The organism is Desulfuromonas sp., from assembly GCF_002868845.1.
GTDB lineage: Bacteria > Desulfobacterota > Desulfuromonadia > Desulfuromonadales > BM501 > BM501.
Genome location: NZ_PKUB01000038.1, coordinates 1 through 15,866, shown reverse-complemented (window position 1 = coordinate 15,866; position 15,866 = coordinate 1). Strand labels below are relative to the sequence as shown.

30 protein-coding genes and 1 pseudogene are annotated in these 15,866 nt (G+C 58.9%); all 31 read right to left on the bottom strand.

The features are described 5' to 3' along the window. Positions 1-630: 630 nt before the first annotated feature. On the bottom strand, positions 631-1,128 hold the full coding sequence (gene rplQ, locus C0617_RS10925) for a 50S ribosomal protein L17 (RefSeq protein ID WP_291317058.1): 498 nt from the start codon (positions 1,126-1,128) through the stop codon (positions 631-633). Positions 1,129-1,174: 46 nt separating this feature from the next. Further along, positions 1,175-2,191: a DNA-directed RNA polymerase subunit alpha gene (locus tag C0617_RS10920; protein ID WP_291317057.1), complete on the bottom strand. Its 1,017-nt coding sequence runs from the start codon at positions 2,189-2,191 to the stop codon at positions 1,175-1,177. A 44-nt stretch (positions 2,192-2,235) separates the two neighbouring features. Further along, positions 2,236-2,865, bottom strand: a complete 630-nt coding sequence (gene rpsD, locus C0617_RS10915; protein ID WP_291317056.1) for a 30S ribosomal protein S4 — start codon at positions 2,863-2,865, stop codon at positions 2,236-2,238. 20 nt (positions 2,866-2,885) lie between these two features. Next, on the bottom strand, positions 2,886-3,281 hold the full coding sequence (gene rpsK, locus C0617_RS10910; RefSeq protein WP_291317055.1) for a 30S ribosomal protein S11: 396 nt from the start codon (positions 3,279-3,281) through the stop codon (positions 2,886-2,888). Between the two features lie 11 nt (positions 3,282-3,292). Beyond that, positions 3,293-3,661: a 30S ribosomal protein S13 gene (gene rpsM, locus C0617_RS10905; RefSeq protein ID WP_291317054.1), complete on the bottom strand. Its 369-nt coding sequence runs from the start codon at positions 3,659-3,661 to the stop codon at positions 3,293-3,295. Positions 3,662-3,682: 21 nt separating this feature from the next. Beyond that, positions 3,683-3,796: a 50S ribosomal protein L36 gene (gene rpmJ, locus C0617_RS10900; protein WP_291317053.1), complete on the bottom strand. Its 114-nt coding sequence runs from the start codon at positions 3,794-3,796 to the stop codon at positions 3,683-3,685. Between the two features lie 97 nt (positions 3,797-3,893). Then, positions 3,894-4,640, bottom strand: coding sequence for a type I methionyl aminopeptidase (gene map / locus C0617_RS10895; protein WP_291317052.1), 747 nt, complete (start codon positions 4,638-4,640; stop codon positions 3,894-3,896). 1 nt (position 4,641) lies between these two features. After that, positions 4,642-5,289 carry an adenylate kinase gene (locus C0617_RS10890; RefSeq protein WP_291317051.1) on the bottom strand — a complete coding sequence of 216 codons (648 nt, stop codon included), beginning with the start codon at positions 5,287-5,289 and terminating at the stop codon, positions 4,642-4,644. A gap of 17 nt (positions 5,290-5,306) precedes the next feature. Beyond that, positions 5,307-6,617, bottom strand: coding sequence for a preprotein translocase subunit SecY (gene secY / locus C0617_RS10885; RefSeq protein WP_291317050.1), 1,311 nt, complete (start codon positions 6,615-6,617; stop codon positions 5,307-5,309). A 1-nt stretch (position 6,618) separates the two neighbouring features. Next, complete coding sequence (rplO, locus tag C0617_RS10880; protein WP_291317049.1) at positions 6,619-7,059, bottom strand: 50S ribosomal protein L15; 441 nt, start codon at positions 7,057-7,059, stop codon at positions 6,619-6,621. Positions 7,060-7,079: 20 nt separating this feature from the next. Further along, positions 7,080-7,259: a 50S ribosomal protein L30 gene (gene rpmD, locus C0617_RS10875; protein ID WP_291317048.1), complete on the bottom strand. Its 180-nt coding sequence runs from the start codon at positions 7,257-7,259 to the stop codon at positions 7,080-7,082. A gap of 25 nt (positions 7,260-7,284) precedes the next feature. Beyond that, complete coding sequence (gene rpsE, locus C0617_RS10870; protein ID WP_291317047.1) at positions 7,285-7,782, bottom strand: 30S ribosomal protein S5; 498 nt, start codon at positions 7,780-7,782, stop codon at positions 7,285-7,287. Positions 7,783-7,798: 16 nt separating this feature from the next. After that, a complete protein-coding gene (rplR, locus tag C0617_RS10865; protein ID WP_291317046.1) occupies positions 7,799-8,167 on the bottom strand; it encodes a 50S ribosomal protein L18 in 369 nt (122 codons plus the stop codon). A 29-nt stretch (positions 8,168-8,196) separates the two neighbouring features. Continuing rightward, positions 8,197-8,733 (bottom strand): 50S ribosomal protein L6, encoded by a 537-nt coding sequence (gene rplF / locus C0617_RS10860; protein ID WP_291317045.1) that lies wholly within the window; start codon positions 8,731-8,733, stop codon positions 8,197-8,199. 30 nt (positions 8,734-8,763) lie between these two features. Continuing rightward, a complete protein-coding gene (rpsH, locus tag C0617_RS10855) occupies positions 8,764-9,162 on the bottom strand; it encodes a 30S ribosomal protein S8 (RefSeq protein WP_291317044.1) in 399 nt (132 codons plus the stop codon). Positions 9,163-9,184: 22 nt separating this feature from the next. Further along, positions 9,185-9,370 (bottom strand): type Z 30S ribosomal protein S14, encoded by a 186-nt coding sequence (locus tag C0617_RS10850; RefSeq protein ID WP_291317043.1) that lies wholly within the window; start codon positions 9,368-9,370, stop codon positions 9,185-9,187. 24 nt (positions 9,371-9,394) lie between these two features. Continuing rightward, on the bottom strand, positions 9,395-9,934 hold the full coding sequence (rplE, locus tag C0617_RS10845) for a 50S ribosomal protein L5 (RefSeq protein WP_291317042.1): 540 nt from the start codon (positions 9,932-9,934) through the stop codon (positions 9,395-9,397). 12 nt (positions 9,935-9,946) lie between these two features. Continuing rightward, positions 9,947-10,276 (bottom strand): 50S ribosomal protein L24, encoded by a 330-nt coding sequence (rplX, locus tag C0617_RS10840; RefSeq protein WP_291317041.1) that lies wholly within the window; start codon positions 10,274-10,276, stop codon positions 9,947-9,949. 26 nt (positions 10,277-10,302) lie between these two features. After that, positions 10,303-10,671 carry a 50S ribosomal protein L14 gene (gene rplN, locus C0617_RS10835; RefSeq protein ID WP_291317040.1) on the bottom strand — a complete coding sequence of 123 codons (369 nt, stop codon included), beginning with the start codon at positions 10,669-10,671 and terminating at the stop codon, positions 10,303-10,305. Positions 10,672-10,683: 12 nt separating this feature from the next. Beyond that, positions 10,684-10,950 carry a 30S ribosomal protein S17 gene (gene rpsQ / locus C0617_RS10830; protein WP_291317039.1) on the bottom strand — a complete coding sequence of 89 codons (267 nt, stop codon included), beginning with the start codon at positions 10,948-10,950 and terminating at the stop codon, positions 10,684-10,686. A 21-nt stretch (positions 10,951-10,971) separates the two neighbouring features. Then, the gene (rpmC, locus tag C0617_RS10825; protein WP_291317038.1) at positions 10,972-11,160 is read right to left on the bottom strand and encodes a 50S ribosomal protein L29; all 189 of its coding nucleotides are present in this window, start codon (positions 11,158-11,160) and stop codon (positions 10,972-10,974) included. Beyond that, positions 11,150-11,575 carry a 50S ribosomal protein L16 gene (rplP, locus tag C0617_RS10820; RefSeq protein ID WP_298040091.1) on the bottom strand — a complete coding sequence of 142 codons (426 nt, stop codon included), beginning with the start codon at positions 11,573-11,575 and terminating at the stop codon, positions 11,150-11,152. Before rplP ends, rpmC begins: the two co-directional genes overlap by 11 nt. A 25-nt stretch (positions 11,576-11,600) precedes the next feature. Continuing rightward, on the bottom strand, positions 11,601-12,236 hold the full coding sequence (gene rpsC, locus C0617_RS10815) for a 30S ribosomal protein S3 (protein WP_298040089.1): 636 nt from the start codon (positions 12,234-12,236) through the stop codon (positions 11,601-11,603). A gap of 28 nt (positions 12,237-12,264) precedes the next feature. After that, positions 12,265-12,597, bottom strand: coding sequence for a 50S ribosomal protein L22 (rplV, locus tag C0617_RS10810; protein ID WP_291317037.1), 333 nt, complete (start codon positions 12,595-12,597; stop codon positions 12,265-12,267). A gap of 26 nt (positions 12,598-12,623) precedes the next feature. Next, positions 12,624-12,902 (bottom strand): 30S ribosomal protein S19, encoded by a 279-nt coding sequence (gene rpsS / locus C0617_RS10805; RefSeq protein WP_291317036.1) that lies wholly within the window; start codon positions 12,900-12,902, stop codon positions 12,624-12,626. Positions 12,903-12,929: 27 nt separating this feature from the next. Next, entirely contained in the window at positions 12,930-13,754 is an 825-nt protein-coding gene (gene rplB, locus C0617_RS10800; RefSeq protein ID WP_291317035.1) for a 50S ribosomal protein L2, read from the bottom strand. A gap of 34 nt (positions 13,755-13,788) precedes the next feature. Beyond that, on the bottom strand, positions 13,789-14,076 hold the full coding sequence (locus tag C0617_RS10795) for a 50S ribosomal protein L23 (protein WP_291317034.1): 288 nt from the start codon (positions 14,074-14,076) through the stop codon (positions 13,789-13,791). Beyond that, complete coding sequence (gene rplD, locus C0617_RS10790; protein ID WP_291317033.1) at positions 14,076-14,696, bottom strand: 50S ribosomal protein L4; 621 nt, start codon at positions 14,694-14,696, stop codon at positions 14,076-14,078. The genes C0617_RS10795 and rplD overlap by 1 nt, the downstream gene beginning before the upstream one ends. Before the next feature lie 30 nt (positions 14,697-14,726). Further along, on the bottom strand, positions 14,727-15,365 hold the full coding sequence (gene rplC / locus C0617_RS10785) for a 50S ribosomal protein L3 (protein WP_363324399.1): 639 nt from the start codon (positions 15,363-15,365) through the stop codon (positions 14,727-14,729). Between the two features lie 29 nt (positions 15,366-15,394). Continuing rightward, the gene (gene rpsJ / locus C0617_RS10780) at positions 15,395-15,703 is read right to left on the bottom strand and encodes a 30S ribosomal protein S10 (protein ID WP_291317032.1); all 309 of its coding nucleotides are present in this window, start codon (positions 15,701-15,703) and stop codon (positions 15,395-15,397) included. Between the two features lie 15 nt (positions 15,704-15,718). Continuing rightward, positions 15,719-15,866, bottom strand: a pseudogene (gene tuf, locus C0617_RS10775) (elongation factor Tu); the annotation flags it as partial.

Below are 15,866 nucleotides of genomic sequence, written 5' to 3'. Positions count from 1 at the left end.
AGTGAGCATTGCGTTTTCCTCCCGGCCCCAGGCAAGGTCGCATGGGGTGGATGGAAGGACCTGTCCCTCCCTGGGACAGGAAGCCACGGCCGTTTCCGGCGCAGGGGCGATCCACCAGGGATCACGGGCCTTTATTGAGGGTCGCTTTGAATAAGGGAAGGGGTTTATCCCACCGAAGGGGGGACAGGGTTTCCTCCATAAATCCAAGCATTCCCAAAACAGGTCAAATCAAAAAGCATTAAAGTGGGTCATTATTATCAGAATTAAACGACGTTTTCAAATCATTTCCTTGACCAGCATCAATCTTCCGCTTTTGCCTAACGGACTTCCCTCTCCCCGGGGGAGAGAGTCAAGGCGGGGGCGGCGGCATCATCGCCCCCGAGCCCCCCTCGTCCGGCCTTCGACCAGTGTCTCCCCCGGGAAGAAGGGAGCAGAAGATCAGTGCTCACCTGAAAACATTTAAGCGGGTCGCCCCAACCGCCCCAGGACGGGGCGGCCGAAACGGCCGGAGGACCATCGCCTCGCCTTGAGGGTTGAAGACCCTTTGGCCCTCAAGTCCCCCCAATACAAAAAGGGCAGGAAGCTGCGCTTCCTGCCCTTAAATCGCTCTGTCCGGGGTTGTCTCCGGTGTTACTCTTCTTTCTTGTCCTCGGCTTCGGCGGCGGGGGCCTCTTCGGCGGCAGCCTCCTCGACCGGGGCCTCTTCGACGACCGGTGCGGGAGCCGCGGCCTTGGCCGGCGCGGGAGCCTTCTTCTTCGGCTTTGCGGTGAACTCCTCTTCGACCAGTTCGATCAGGGAGAGGGAGGCGTTGTCGCCGGCGCGGTGACCCAGCTTGATGATGCGGGTGTAGCCGCCGGGGCGATCCTTGTAGCGGGGAGCCACCATTTCGAAGAGCTTGCCGACGACCTTGCGGTCCATGATCACCTGCAGGGCCTGGCGGCGGGCATGGAGGTCGCCGCGCTTGCCGAGGGTAATCATCTTCTCGGCGAGCTTGCGCAGTTCCTTGGCCCGGGCGTCGGTGGTCTTGATCTGCCCGAGATAGAGCAGGGAGGTGACCATGTTCCGCATCATGGCTTTGCTGTGACTGGAGTTGCGGCCGAGCCGTCTTCCGGATTTATTGTGGCGCATCTTGTTCTGGTCCTTTCTCTCTCTATCCTATCGAAGAGCAGGTCGATCAGATATCGTCCTGGCCTTTCTGAATAATCTTGAGGTACTCGGGGTCGGGGAAATTTTCGAGTTTCATCCCCAGGGTCAGGCCCATCTCGGCGAGAATGTCCTTGATCTCGTTGAGGGACTTGCGACCGAAGTTCTGGGTTTTGAGCATTTCCGCCTCGCTCCGCTGCACCAGATCGCCGATCAGCCTGATGTCGGCATTCTTGAGACAGTTGGCGCTGCGCACCGAAAGCTCGAGTTCCTCAACACTGCGATAAAGGTTCTCGTTGATCTTGCGCGCCTCTTCGGCGGCCTCCTCTTCGGCCGGCTCGCCTTCTTCATCGAAGTTGATGAAGATCTGAAGCTGGTCCTTGAGGATTTTAGCGGCGAAGGCCACGGCGTCGTCGGGGCGCACACTCCCGTCGGTGACAAGCTCGAGGTTGAGTTTGTCGTAGTCGGTAATCTGCCCGACGCGGGCGTTGGTCACCGTGAAGTTGACCTTCCTGATGGGCGAGAAGATGGAGTCGATGGGGATGGTCCCCACCGGGGCCTTCTCGTCCCGGTTGCGCTCGGCGGCAACGTAACCCTTGCCGAGGGCCACGACCATGTCCATCTCCACATCGGCCTCGGCGGAGCAGGTCGCGATGTGCAGGTCGGGATTGAGAATCTCGACGTGGGGATCGGTCATGATGTCCCCGGCGGTGATGACCCCGGCGCCCTTCTTGACGATGCGGACGTTGCGCTGGTCCTGCCCGTGCAGCTTGATCAGAACGCTCTTGAGGTTGAGGATGATGTCAGTGACATCCTCGGTCACACCCGGGATGGTGGAGAACTCGTGGAGCACGCCCTTGATGCGCACCGAGGTGATGGCGCCACCCTGCAGCGAAGAGAGCAACACCCGGCGCAGACCGTTGCCCAAGGTTGTGCCGAAGCCGCGCTCGAAAGGCTCGGCGTAGAACTTGCCGAAGGTGTCGGTCAGGGTATCGGTATCAACCTGGAGGCGCTTGGGCTTGATCAGGTCTCTCCAGTTTTTGTACATTCGGTCTCCCTCCGTGGTTGTGGTTTCGCCGACTGCTCCCTAGGCTACTTGGAGTAGAGCTCGACGATGAGGTGTTCCTGGAAGGCCGGAGTGGTCATCTCAGCGCGCACCGGCAGGGTCTTGACGGTTCCCTTGAAGGCGGTCCGGTCAAGCTCCACCCAGGAGGGAACGCCCCGCCGCATGACCCCGTCGAGGGCCTCGTTGATGCGGGCCACCTTCTGGCTCTTCTCACGCAGTTCAACGGTATCCCCGGGACGCACAAGATAGGAGGGGACGTTGACCTTGCGCCCGTTGACCAGGAAGTGCCCCTGGCGGACCAGCATGCGGGATTCGGCGCGGGAGGTGCCGAAACCGGTGCGGTAGATGATGCTGTCGAGGCGCCGCTCGAGAAGGACCAGCAGGTTCTCGCCGGTGACCCCCTTCATGCGGTCGGCCTTCTGGAAGTAGCTGCGGAACTGTTTCTCCAGCAGGCCGTAGGTGCGCTTCACGCGCTGCTTCTCGCGCAACTGGGTGCCGTAATCGGACACCTTGATGCGGCCCTGGCCGTGCTGGCCGGGCGCGTAGTTGCGCCGCTCGACGGCACACTTATCGGTATAGCATCTGTCCCCTTTCAGGAACAGCTTCATGTTCTCCCTCCGGCACTGCCGGCAGACGGGACCACTATATCTAGCCAACGTTCTTCCTCCTTATGGGGTTAGACTCTTCTGCGCTTGGGCGGGCGGCAGCCGTTGTGAGGAATCGGGGTGACATCCTTGATCACGCTGATGCCGAGGCCGACTGAGGACAAAGCGCGCAGCGCCGACTCGCGACCGGAACCCGGTCCTTTGACCCGAACCTCTACGGAGCGCATGCCGTGCTCTTGCGCCCGCTTGGCGGCATCCTCGGCGGCCATCTGGGCGGCGAAGGGGGTGCTCTTGCGCGAGCCCTTGAAACCCTTGCCCCCGGCAGTAGCCCAGGAGATCACGTTGCCGTTAACGTCGGTAATGGTGATAATGGTGTTGTTAAAGGTCGCCTGGATGTGGGCGATCCCATTGGCGACGTTCTTCTTTTCCGTCTTTTTCCTAACGACTCTTTTGCCTGGCTTAGCCATCGTTCCTCCAATTATTTCTTCTTACCGGCCACGGTTTTGCGGGGTCCCTTGCGGGTACGGGCGTTGGTCTTCGTCTTCTGCCCCCGCACCGGCAGCCCGCTGCGATGGCGCAGCCCGCGATAGGCGCCGAGGTCCATCAGTCGCTTGATGTTCATGGAAATCTCGCGACGCAGATCGCCCTCGACCTTCTCTTCCCGGTCGATGATCTCGCGGATCTTGGCGACTTCGGCCTCGGTCAGATCGTCCGACCGGGTGCTCCGGTCGACCCCGGCTTTTCCCAGAATGCTCTGAGACGAGGAGCGTCCGATGCCATAGATATAGGTAAGTGCAATCTCTATCCGCTTATTCCTCGGTAAATCGATACCTGCAATGCGTGCCAATGTCTGATCCTCCTAATCCCGTTATCCCTGTCTCTGCTTATGCTTGGGGTTTTCACAGATGATCCGGACGATCCCCTTGCGCTTGATGACCTTGCACTTGTCGCAGATGGCCTTGACCGAAGCTCGGACTTTCATGGATGCGTTCCTTTGCGTGAAGCGATGAATTTGACCTTGAAAACAAAATAAAAACCTCGCCGGACCGGCCCCGCAGAGCGTAAGCCCGGAAATTCTATCAACCCAGGGTCAGGATCTCGGGCCCCGCCTCGGTAACGGCCACAGTGTGCTCGAAGTGGGCCGAAGCCTTTCCGTCGAGGGTCACCGCGGTCCAGCCGTCCTTGAGTATCTTGACCCCCGGCCCGCCGGCGTTGATCATCGGCTCGATGGCCAGGGTCATTCCGGCCTTGAGCCGTGGCCCCTGACCCGCAGGGCCGAAGTTGGGGATCTGCGGCGCCTCGTGGAGTTGCCGACCGATGCCGTGGCCGACAAACTCGCGGACCACGCTGAACCCTTCTTTCTCCGCGTGGCTCTGAACCGCGTGGGAAATGTCGCTGAGCCTGCCGCCGACGACCGCCGCAGCGATAGCCTTTTGGAGCGATTCCTCAGTGACCCGCAGCAGATGCTGCTTGTCGCGGTCGATGTAGCCGACCGGAAGGGTCACGGCCGCGTCGCCGTAAAACCCCTTGTAGATCACCCCGAAGTCGATGCTCAGGATGTCCCCCTCGCGCAGGGGCTGCTCATTCGCGAACCCGTGAACCACCTGCTCGTTAGGCGAGGAACAGATGGTAAACGGAAACCCACCGTATCCCTTGAATGCCGGCTTGGCCTTGCGCCTGATGCATTCGGCTTCGGCAATCCGGTCCAGCTCGGCAGTGGTAACGCCGGGCGCCACCCTCTCCCGGAGGATCTCCAGAATCTCAGCGACCATCCCCCCGGCGTCCCGCATGCGATCGATTTCTTCGCGGGACTTGAGAACGATCACCTCAGCTGGCCTGGAGGGCCGACAGGAGTTTTTCCTGAACGGAACCGATCTCCTGCATGCCGTCGATGCACGTCAGCAGCCCCCCCTCGCCGTAGTAGGCGATAAGTGGCGCGGTCTGCTCATCATAAACATGAAGACGCTTTCGAATTGTCGACTCCTGATCATCATCGCGCTGAATCAGGTCACCGCCGCAGCTGTCGCACTTGCCCTCCTCGGCAGGAGGGTCGAACTTGACATGGAAACCCTGTCCGCACTCGCGGCAAGTCCGCCGACCGGTCAGTCGTTCGACCAGGGCCTCGGCGTCAACCTCCAGAGCGAGAACCGCGTCGAGATCCTTGTCGAGGTCCTGAAGCGTGCCCTTGAGGGCGTCGGCCTGACCAACGGTACGGGGGAAGCCGTCGAGGATGAACCCGGTAGCGCAGTCGTCCTTCTGGAGCCGCTCGCGGACAATCCCCACAACGACCTCATCGGGAACCAACCCTCCGGCATCCATGTAGGACTTTGCCTTGACCCCCATGGGAGTCCCCTCTTTAACGGCGCCTCGCAGAATATCGCCAGTGGAAATCTGCGGAATCCGGAACCGCTCGGTCAGCATCTTGGCCTGGGTCCCCTTGCCGGCGCCGGGGGGGCCGAGCAGAATCAACTTCATAACAAGTCCCTCGTAAACTATCCGCGCCGCCCTTTGATGGTGACGCCTTTCATAAATCCTTCATAGGATCGAGAAATCAGGTGCGCCTCGATCTGGGAAGCCAGGTCGAGTCCGACCCCAACGACGATCAGCAGCGAGGTGCCTCCGAAATAGAAGGGCACGCTGAACTGCCCGATGAGGATCGTCGGGAGCACGCACACGGCCGAGACGTAAATCGCCCCGGCAAAAGTCAATCGGCTGAGCACGGTGTCGAGGTACTCGGCCGTCGCATTGCCCGGGCGGATACCGGGAATGTAGCCCCCCTGTTTCTTGACGTTTTCCGCCACGTCTGCGGGGTTGAATGTGACAGCCGTGTAGAAATAGCAGAAAAAGACAATGAATGCAACGAATAAAACGTTGTAGAGCCAATGACTGGGGGTCATCATCGAGGCAACGGTTTGCACCCAGGGCACATCGACAAGGTTCGCCACGGTCGCCGGGAACATGATGATGGAACTGGCGAAGATGGGCGGAATAACGCCGCTCATGTTGATTTTCAGGGGCAGGTGGCTGGATTGGCCGCCGTAGTTGCGCATCCCCACCACGCGCTTGGCGTAGTGAATGGGGACCCGCCTCTGGGCCCGTTCCATGAAAATAATCGCCGCCACGACCGCCACCATGACGAGCAGGATGATGATCATCACGAAGGGCGACAGGGCGCCGGTGCGCAGAAGCCGGATGGAGTTAACCAGCGCCGCGGGCATGTTGGCCACGATGCCTGCGAAGATAATCAGCGAAATGCCGTTGCCGATGCCGCGCTCGGTGATCTGCTCGCCGAGCCACATGATAAAAGCGGTACCGGCTGTCAGCGTGATCACGGTCAGCAGGATGAAACCAACCCCCTGATCGGGAACGACCAGTTCACCGGCAGGGCCGCGCATGGTCTGCAACCCGACGGCGATGCCCGTCCCCTGAACCACCGACAGAATGATGGTTCCGTAGCGGGTCCATTTGGTGATCGTCTTGCGCCCCTGTTCCCCCTCCTTGGCCAGCCGCTCGACCGGTTCGAAGACCACGGTGAGCAGCTGCAGGATAATCGAGGCGCTGATGTAGGGCATGATACCCAGGGCAAAGACCGTCATGCGCTCAAGCGCGCCGCCGGTAAATGCGCTCACCAGACCGAGCAGGGTCCCCTGGGTTCCCTCGAAGAACTTGGCGAGAACCTGGGCGTCAACCCCGGGGGTCGGCACATGACAGCCAATGCGATAGACCGCAAGCATGCCAAGGGTGAAAAGAAGGCGCCGCCGCAGTTCCGGGATGCTGAAGATGTTTTGGATGCTTGCGATCAATTTAGAGGACCTCGCCCTTGCCGCCGGCAGCCTCAATCTTCTCAAGGGCCGACTTGCTGAATTTGTGGGCCTTGACGGTCAGAGCCTTGGTGAGGTCACCGTCGCCCAGAATTTTCACGCCATCGTACACCTTGTTGATCAGGCCGGCTTGGCCCAGGGCGGCGGTGTCAACCACCGACCCGGCCTCGAAGGCCTCGAGGTCGCGCAGGTTAACCAGTGCGTAGACCTTCTTGTTAAGGGGGGTAAAGCCGCGTTTGGGCAGGCGCCGCTGCAGGGGCATCTGTCCGCCCTCGAAGCCAGGCTTGACGCCCCCGCCGCTGCGGGAGTTCTGCCCCTTGTGGCCTTTGCCGGAAGTTTTGCCGGTCCCGGAGCCATGGCCGCGGCCGATCCGTTTCCTGTTTTTTGTCGAACCGATTGCCGGTGTGAGATTGCTCAGATCCATGTCCCTCTTCCCCTATCGAATCACTCTTCGACCGAGACCATGTGGGCCACTTTGCGGACCATACCCCGGATCTCCGGGGTGTCCTGCAGAACCACGGTCTTGTGAAGCTTGGTGAGCCCCAGTCCCTTGAGCACTCGGGTAAAATATGCTTTGCGGCCGATGCCGCTCTTTTTCAGGGTAACCTTGATTTGTTCGGCCATCTTCGTCTCCTTGTCCGCCCCTAACTCAGGCGACCTCTTCTGCCTTGATCCCACGACGCGCCATGATTTCTTCGGCGCTCTTGAGCTGTCCAAGGGCATTCAGGGTCGCTTTGACCACATTGTGGGGGTTGTTTGAGCCAAGGCACTTGGACAGGATGTCTCCGACACCGGCCACCTCAAGGACGGCGCGGACGGGGCCGCCGGCAATAACGCCGGTACCTTCCGATGCGGACTTGAGCAGCACCTTGCCGGCGCCGAACTTGCCCACCACGTCAAAGGGAATGGTGCTCCCCTTGAGCGGAACACTGATCAGGCTCTTTCTAGCCTTCTCAACGCCCTTACGGATGGCCTCGGGAACCTCCTTGGCCTTACCAAGGCCGAAGCCGACGTTACCTTGGCCGTCGCCCACCACCACAAGGGCGGAGAAGCTGAAACGGCGACCACCTTTGACGACCTTGGAACAGCGGTTGATGTGGATCACCCGGTCGTTCAAATTCAGCTCATTGGGATCGATGCGAAGCAAAGACATCCTCCTTTGACTAGAAAGACAGGCCAGCTTCTCTGGCCGCATCGGCGAGCGCCTTGACGCGGCCGTGGTAGAGAAAACCGTTGCGGTCGAAGACCACCTGTTTGATGTTCTTTTCCAGGGCTTTCTTAGCGATGGATTCGCCCACCGCTTTGGCCGCCTCAACGTTGCCAGTGTACTTCAGCTCTTCGCCGACCCCCTTGGAGATGGTCGAGCTGGAGACCAGAGTCTTTCCAGTGACATCCTCGATGATCTGGGCGTAGATATGCTTGGCGCTGCGGAAGACGCAAAGCCGGGGTCTCTCCTCGGAGCCCTGCACCTTGAACCGTACCCGCACCTGCCGCTTGATGCGTGCCTGACGCCTCTCTTTTGCGACGCTCACAATCTTTCTCCTTGCCCTTTATTCGACAATTACTTGCCAGTCTTGCCGGCCTTGCGGATAATCCGCTCGTCGAGATATTTGATGCCCTTGCCCTTGTACGGCTCGGGACTGCGAAAGGAGCGGATTTTCGCCGCAGTGGCTCCGACCATCTCCTTGTCGATTCCGCGCACCGTGATCCGGTTGGCCTTCGGTTCGACCTCGGCGCTTACCCCCTCGGGCAACGGGTACTCGATGGGGTGAGAGTAACCAAGGGCGAGGTTCAGAGCCTTTCCCTTGAGCTCTGCACGATAACCGACGCCGTTGATCTCCAGGACCTTCTCGAATCCCTTCGAGACCCCTTCGACCATGTTGGCGATGAGGCTCCGGGTCAACCCCTGTATAGCGGTGGTCCGCTCTTCCGGGTTGGGCCGGATCAGAATCTGGTCAGCCTCCACCTCGACCAGGGCCCGAGAAGGGAGTTCCCTGCTCAGATTGCCCTTGGGACCCTGCACAGTGAGGGTGTTTCCGTCCAGGCCCACCTTGACCCCCGAGGGGATTTCCACGGGTTTTTTCCCAATTCTGGACATCGTATTATATACTCCTTAAGACTTTCCGTCTTACCAGACAGTGCAGAGAACCTCTCCGCCCACCTCAGCTTTACGGGCGGACACATCGTCCATGACACCTTTGGGGGTAGAGAGAATTGCGCAACCAAGGCCGTTCTTCACCCTGGGGATCTCGTCCTTGCCCACGTAAAGCCTGCGACCGGGAGTGGAGGCCCGCTTGATCTCATGAATGACGTGCCTCTCGTCGCTGTCGAACTTGAGGTAGATCCGCAGCACGCCCTGTTTGTCGTCGCTGATGGTCTTGTAATTCTTGATATAGCCAAGATCCTTAAGCACCGTGGCCACGGCCACCTTGAGGTTGGACGAAGGCATGTCCATCTTCGGGTGCTTAGCCATCCCCGCGTTGCGAATGCGAGTCAGCATATCCGCGATCGGATCGGTCATTGCCATGGATGCAACTCCTCTTTCTTCGTTACCAGCTCGATTTGATCACGCCGGGGACTTTCCCCTCCGACGAATACTTGCGCAAGCAGATCCTGCACATGTCAAACTTCCGATAGTAGGCCCGGGGACGTCCGCAGATGGGGCAGCGGTTGTACTTCCTGACCTTGAACTTCTGAGGCCGGGCGGCCTTGATTTTCATTGATGTCTTTGCCACGGTTCTCCTCCGCTATCCTTCCGGCTATTTCCTGAACGGCATGCCGAGGGAACCCAGCAACGCGCGCCCCTCTTCGTCGGTCCGGGCGGTTGTGACGATCGTCACGTTCAGGCCCTTGACCTTGTCGATCTTATCGAGGTCGATCTCGGGGAAGATCAACTGTTCCCGAATCCCCAGGGTGTAGTTACCGCGGCCGTCAAAGGCCTTGGGCGAAATCCCCTTGAAGTCGCGAACGCGGGTCAGGCCAACGTTGATCAGCCTGTCGAGAAACTCGTAGGCCCTATCGCGGCGCAGGGTGACCATGCAACCGATAGGCATCCCCTCGCGCAGCTTGAACTGGGCGACAGATTTCTTGGCCTTGGTGATTACCGCCTTCTGCCCGGTAATAAACCCCAACTCCTCAACGGCCGACTCCAGCACTTTAATGTTCTGGATGGCTTCCCCGAGGCCCATGTTGACTACAACCTTCTCAACGCGAGGAACTTCCATCACGTTCTTCAACTGCAGGTCCTTCTGAAGCTGGGGAACCAGCTCGGACTTGAATTTTTCCAGCAATCGGGCCATGGAAATCCTCCGTTACTTATCCACTATCTCGTTGCACTTCTTGCAGAAGCGGGCCTTGCTACCATCTTCCAGAACGCGGGTGCCGGTGCGAACAGGCTTGTCGCAGGAACCGCACAGCAGCAGGACGTTGGAGGCGCTCAGGGGGGCTTCTTTCTCAATGATTCCGCCCTCCTGATTGGCCTGGGTGGGCCGGGTGTGGCGTTTGACCATGTTGAGGCCCTCCACCACAAGGCGACCCTTGTCGGCCAGGACCCGGGAGACCTTGCCGGTCTTACCCTTCTCCTTGCCCGCTATGATCATCACCATGTCATCTTTTTTGACATGAAGTTTCTTCGCGGCCATCGCTGAATCTCTCCCAGTGTGCTGTATTAGAGAACTTCGGGTGCCAGGGACACAATCTTCATGAACCGGCGTGCCCGAAGTTCACGGGCGACCGGACCGAAGATTCGCGTTCCGACGGGCTCGCCGGCGGCGCTCACCACCACGGCCGAGTTCTTGTCAAAGCGGATAAACGACCCGTCGGGACGGGGTACTTCTTTGGCCGTCCTGACGATGACGGCGCGCACCACGTCGCCCTTCTTCACTTTGGAGTTGGGCAGGGCTTCCTTGACGGAACAGACGACGATGTCGCCAAGGCCGGCATATTTACGCTTGGAGCCGCCGAGCACTTTAATGCAGCGGAGTTTCCGAGCGCCGGAGTTGTCCGCCGCATCAAGCATCGTCTGCATCTGAATCATGGGTTATATCTCCTAAACAATTACGTTCTTTTCAAGGATCTCACGGACCCGCCAACGCTTGTCGCGAGACAACGGGCGGGTCTCAGTGATGAGGACCTTGTCGCCGACGCCGCACAGGTTCTGCTCGTCGTGCGCCTTGCAGGTCACCCGACGCTTGATGTATTTCTTGTAGACAGGATGCTTGACCAGTCGATAGACCTTGACCACGATGGTCTTGTCCATCTTGTCACTGACCACGATCCCGACACGGGCCTTCCGTTTTCCACGCTCAATCGCCATATCTGTCCTCGCCAATCCTCGCTATCCCAGCTTTTCCCTCAGTAGGGTTTTCACCCGTGCGATATCCTTGCGGGCCTGGGAGATCCGGGCAGTGTTCTCCAAGTGCCCGGTGTGCATCTGAAATCTCAGATTGAACATCTCCTGGCTCAACTCGTCGGATTTCTTCTGCAACTCCTCTACGCTGAGATCCTTGAGTTCGCTAGCCTTCATGTGTAGATTCCTCCCTGGTCACGAACTTGGTCTTCATGGGGAGCTTGTGGGCGGCAAGGCGAAACGCCTCACGGGCCACTTCTTCTTCGACACCCTGCATCTCGTAAAGCACATTGCCGGGGCGAATGACGGCGACCCAACTCTCCGGGGACCCCTTGCCCTTGCCCATGCGGGTTTCTGCGGGCTTACTCGTCAGGGATTTGTCCGGGAAGACCCGGATCCAGATGGTCCCGCCACGCTTGATGTAACGGGTCATGGCACGACGGGCGGCCTCGATCTGCCGAGAGGAGAGCCAACCGCAGGCGGTGGCCTGCAACCCGAAGTCACCGAAGTTGAGTTCGGTCCCTCGATCGGCAGCCCCCTTCATGCGCCCCTTGAACTGTTTCCTATGCTTAACCTTCTTGGGCATTAACATAAGCGGACACTCCTATACAAACTCTTTACTTTTCTTTGGCAAGCACTTCGCCCTTGAAGATAAGCACCTTGACGCCAATAATCCCGTAGGTGGTCTTGGCCTCGGCGAATCCGTAGTCGATATCGGCACGCAGGGTGTGCAGGGGCACCCGCCCCTCGCGATACCATTCTGTGCGGCTCATCTCGGCACCGCCGAGTCGGCCTGCACAGTTGATCTTGATCCCCTTGGCGCCGAACTTGAGGGCCATGCTCACGCTCTTCTTCATGGCGCGGCGGAAGGCCACCCGGCGTTCGAGCTGCAAAGCGACGCTCTCAGCGACAAGTTGGGCATCAACCTCAGGCTTGCGAACTTCCTGAATGTTAATAAAGACCTCTTTATCGGTGAGTTTGGCCAGCTCCGCTTTCAGAGCCTCCACCTCCGAACCCTTCTTGCCGATAATAATACCGGGACGGGCTGCGAAGATGTTGATCTTGGCCTTGTTGGCCGCGCGCTCCATCTCAATTTTCGAAATGCCCGCGTGGTACAGCCGCTTCTTGAGGTATGCCCTGAGTTTGATGTCCTCGTGGAGCAGTTCGGAGTAATCCGACTCGGCGTACCACTTGGAGTCCCAGGTCCGGTTGATTCCCAAGCGGAATCCTATTGGATGAACTTTCTGGCCCAAACTATCACCTCCTCAGGCAAACTACTTTTTATTTTTCGTCAAGAATGACTGTAATGTGACTAGTCGGCTTGCGGATCTTCGTAGCGCGGCCCTGCGCCCGGGGAAGAAAGCGCTTGAGCGCCGGTCCCTGGTCGACAGTGACGACTTTGACATAAAGTCGGTCAATATCGGAGACCCCCTTTTGTTCCGCATTGGCCACGGCGCTGCTCACCAGCTTGGACACGACAGCGGCGGCTTTCTGGGGCGAAAAGCGAAGGATGTTCAAGGCGTCCTGAACTCCCTTACCACGCACCATGTCCACAGCTAAGCGGGTCTTCTGCGGGGAAAGCCTCGCATATCTCAGTTTGGCTCTGGCTTCCATGGACTATAACTCCTTAAGCGCAAATGCTATTTTCTCTTAGTCTTTTTGTCGTAACCGTGCCCGTAGTAGGTGCGGGTCGGAGCGAACTCCCCCAACTTGTGCCCCACCATGTTTTCGGTAACGAAAACCGGGATAAACTTCTTGCCGTTATGGACGGCGAAGGTGTGTCCGACAAACTCGGGGATGATGGTGGAACGCCGGGACCAGGTCTTGATGACCTTCTTGGAACTGGCGCCCCCCTCCATGTCGACTTTGCGCAGGAGGCTCTCCTGGATGTACGGCCCTTTTTTGATCGATCTCGCCACTGCCGTCTCCTCTTATCGAAAAATCTCTTATTTCTTCCGCCGCCGCACAATGAAGCGGTCGGTACGCTTGTTGGAACGGGTCTTGTAACCTTTGGTCGGAACGCCCCAGGTAGTGACCGGATGCCGGCCGCCCGAGCTGCGCCCCTCACCGCCGCCGTGAGGGTGGTCGACTGGGTTCATCGCCACGCCACGACTCTGAGGTCTCTTGCCAAGCCAGCGATTCCGGCCAGCCTTGCCGATTTTGACGTTCTCATGGTCTGCGTTGCCCACCTGCCCGATACTGGCGCAGCAGTCCTGGTGAATCAGGCGAACCTCGCCCGAAGGCATGCGCAGCTGGGCGTACTTGCCCTCCTTGGCCGCGATCATGGCGTAGGTACCGGCGCTACGAGCGAGCTGCACGCCCTTGCCGACCTTCATCTCCACGTTGTGCACCCAGGTGCCCAGAGGAATGGAGCGGATCGCCAGAGCATTGCCGGGCTTGATATCAGCCTGCTCGCTGGCCACCACGGGGTCGCCCACCTGAATCCCGACCGGGGCGAGAATGTAGCGCTTCTCTCCGTCGGCGTAATTCAGCAGTGCGATGCGCGCCGAACGGTTGGGATCGTACTCGATGGTCACCACCTGCGCCGGGATATCCTTCTTGTCCCGTTTGAAGTCGATGACCCGGTACTTGCGCTTGTGCCCCCCGCCGGTGGCCCGCTTGGTGATGCGCCCGTAGTTGTTGCGCCCGCCAGAATTCTTGATGGGCTCAAGCAGGGATTTCTCAGGGGTCGATGTGGTGATTTCCTCGAATGTGGAAGAGGTCATCCCACGCCGACACGGCGAGGTCGGCTTATACTTTTTGATAGCCATTATCGTAACTCCGTAAGGCTTTGATTACAGTCCGCTAAACTCCGAAGAAGTCTATATTGCTTCCCTCTGCGAGGGTGACATAGGCCTTCTTGTAGTTGGAACGCTTGCCGAATCGGCGACCAACACGTTTCACCTTGCCTGCGATGAGGGCGGTGTTGACCTTCTCGACCTTGACATCGAACGCTTTCTCGATGGCCTGCCTGATCTCGATCTTATTGGCATCGACAGCGACTTCGAAGGCCACCTGCTGGCCGGCCTCTTTCTGCAAGTTGGTCTTTTCGGTGACCAGCGGCTTTTTGATGATTTGATGCAGCGGTTTCATCAGCCCAATGCTCCTTCCAGCCGCGAAACGGCTCCCTCGGTGAGAATCAGGTTCTTGTATTTCATCACGTCGTAGACGTTGACTCCCTCGGCGCGCAACACCTTGACAAAAGGCAAGTTGCGGGCGGAGAGCTCCACCTTGGAGTCTGCCTCCTCGATGACGACTAGAACGTTGGAAACATCGAATCGTCCGAGCACCTCATTGAACCCCTTGGTGCTGATTTTCTCCAAATCGAGGGCATTGAGCACGGTCATCCGCTCTTCCTTGAAGCGCACGGAGAGAGCGCTCTTAAGAGCAGCCAGCTTGACCTTGCGGTTAAGCTTGAAGCTGTAGTCCCGCGTAGAGGGGCCGAAGGCCACGCCGCCGCCAACAAAGTGGGGCGCACGGACCGTACCCTGACGGGCATTACCGGTTCCCTTCTGCTTGTACGGCTTCTTACCGCCACCAGCGACCGCACTGCGGTTCTTGACCTGAGCAGTACCCTGACGGCGAGCCGCCAACTGGTAGCGCACCATGTCGTGGATCAGGTAGCCTCGGACGTCCGCATTGAAGACCGAATCGGCCAACTCGCGCTCGGAAACCTGCTTGTTATTTGTGTCATAGACTGCGATTTTTGCCATGGTCCTTCTCCCAGGTCGGTATTATCAGGGCTAGCCCGCGACTTTAACCCCGCGGCGGATCATCACCATGCCGTTCTTCGGCCCGGGGATTGCCCCTTTGACCAAAATCAGGTTCTGCTCTGCGCGGACCTCAACGACCTGCAGATTCTGAATGGTCACCCGCTCGTTGCCCATCTGACCGGCCATCTTCTTGCCCTTAAAAACTCGGGCAGGCCAAGCACTGCATCCGATGGCTCCGGGGGCGCGGTGGAACTTGGAGCCGTGAGTGGATCGACCGCCGGCGAAACCCCAGCGCTTGATGACCCCCTGAAAGCCCTTGCCCTTGCTCGTAGCGGTCACATCGACAATATCACCGGCGTCGAACATCTGATCGCAGGTAATCTCGTCCCCGACCTTGTACTGGTCCAGGTCCTCGCCTTTAAGTTCACGCAGAAAGGCGAATGCGCCCTTGCCGGCCTTTTTGAAATGGCCCATTTCCGGCTTGTTGGTCCGGTGGGTTTTCTTGGCCCCGAAACCGATCTGGAGTGCTTCGTAACCGTCGCTCTCCACCGTCTTCTTCTGCAACACCACGCAGGGACCTGCCTCGACGACTGTCACCGGGGTGCGTCGGCCGTCCACGGCAAAGACCTGGGTCATGCCCAGCTTCTTACCCAAGATTCCCTTTATCATCGTACGTACCCTTAACTTTAGAAAAGGTCTCAGAGCTTGATTTCGACGTCGACACCAGCCGAGAGGTCGAGCTTCATAAGCGCGTCCACGGTCTGCTGGGTCGGCTCAAGAATATCGAGAAGGCGCTTATGTGTGCGCATCTCGAACTGCTCACGGCTCTTTTTATCGACGTGGGGACCACGCAGAACACAATACTTGTTGATCACCGTGGGCAGCGGAATGGGCCCAGCGACCCGAGCGCCAGTGCGCTTTGCGGTATCAACAATCTCGCTGACCGACTGATCGAGCAGTTTGTGGTCATAAGCCTTTAAACGGATTCTGATCTTCTGGCTCGACATGGAAGCTATCCTCTATTACTCGATGATTTCACTGACGACGCCGGCGCCGACGGTCCGACCGCCCTCACGAATGGCGAACCGCAGTTCCTTGTCCATCGCGATCGGGGTGATCAGGCTCACGCTCATGGCGATGTTGTCGCCGGGCATGACCATCTCGGTACCC

Excerpts from the sequence above, each read along its gene's own strand:
- rplQ (WP_291317058.1), bottom strand. The coding sequence starts at position 1,128 with ATGCGCCACAATAAATCCGGAAGACGGCTCGGCCGCAACTCCAGTCAC.
- C0617_RS10920 (WP_291317057.1), bottom strand. The coding sequence starts at position 2,191 with ATGTACAAAAACTGGAGAGACCTGATCAAGCCCAAGCGCCTCCAGGTT.
- rpsK (WP_291317055.1), bottom strand. The coding sequence starts at position 3,281 with ATGGCTAAGCCAGGCAAAAGAGTCGTTAGGAAAAAGACGGAAAAGAAG.
- rpmJ (WP_291317053.1), bottom strand. The coding sequence starts at position 3,796 with ATGAAAGTCCGAGCTTCGGTCAAGGCCATCTGCGACAAGTGCAAGGTC.
- C0617_RS10890 (WP_291317051.1), bottom strand. The coding sequence starts at position 5,289 with ATGAAGTTGATTCTGCTCGGCCCCCCCGGCGCCGGCAAGGGGACCCAG.
- rplO (WP_291317049.1), bottom strand. The coding sequence starts at position 7,059 with ATGGATCTGAGCAATCTCACACCGGCAATCGGTTCGACAAAAAACAGG.
- rpmD (WP_291317048.1), bottom strand. The coding sequence starts at position 7,259 with ATGGCCGAACAAATCAAGGTTACCCTGAAAAAGAGCGGCATCGGCCGC.
- rplF (WP_291317045.1), bottom strand. The coding sequence starts at position 8,733 with ATGTCCAGAATTGGGAAAAAACCCGTGGAAATCCCCTCGGGGGTCAAG.
- rpsH (WP_291317044.1), bottom strand. The coding sequence starts at position 9,162 with ATGGCAATGACCGATCCGATCGCGGATATGCTGACTCGCATTCGCAAC.
- rplE (WP_291317042.1), bottom strand. The coding sequence starts at position 9,934 with ATGGCCCGATTGCTGGAAAAATTCAAGTCCGAGCTGGTTCCCCAGCTT.
- rplX (WP_291317041.1), bottom strand. The coding sequence starts at position 10,276 with ATGGCCGCGAAGAAACTTCATGTCAAAAAAGATGACATGGTGATGATC.
- rplN (WP_291317040.1), bottom strand. The coding sequence starts at position 10,671 with ATGATTCAGATGCAGACGATGCTTGATGCGGCGGACAACTCCGGCGCT.
- rpsQ (WP_291317039.1), bottom strand. The coding sequence starts at position 10,950 with ATGGCGATTGAGCGTGGAAAACGGAAGGCCCGTGTCGGGATCGTGGTC.
- rpmC (WP_291317038.1), bottom strand. The coding sequence starts at position 11,160 with ATGAAGGCTAGCGAACTCAAGGATCTCAGCGTAGAGGAGTTGCAGAAG.
- rplP (WP_298040091.1), bottom strand. The coding sequence starts at position 11,575 with ATGTTAATGCCCAAGAAGGTTAAGCATAGGAAACAGTTCAAGGGGCGC.
- rplV (WP_291317037.1), bottom strand. The coding sequence starts at position 12,597 with ATGGAAGCCAGAGCCAAACTGAGATATGCGAGGCTTTCCCCGCAGAAG.
- rplB (WP_291317035.1), bottom strand. The coding sequence starts at position 13,754 with ATGGCTATCAAAAAGTATAAGCCGACCTCGCCGTGTCGGCGTGGGATG.
- C0617_RS10795 (WP_291317034.1), bottom strand. The coding sequence starts at position 14,076 with ATGAAACCGCTGCATCAAATCATCAAAAAGCCGCTGGTCACCGAAAAG.
- rplD (WP_291317033.1), bottom strand. The coding sequence starts at position 14,696 with ATGGCAAAAATCGCAGTCTATGACACAAATAACAAGCAGGTTTCCGAG.
- rplC (WP_363324399.1), bottom strand. The coding sequence starts at position 15,365 with ATGATAAAGGGAATCTTGGGTAAGAAGCTGGGCATGACCCAGGTCTTT.
- rpsJ (WP_291317032.1), bottom strand. The coding sequence starts at position 15,703 with ATGTCGAGCCAGAAGATCAGAATCCGTTTAAAGGCTTATGACCACAAA.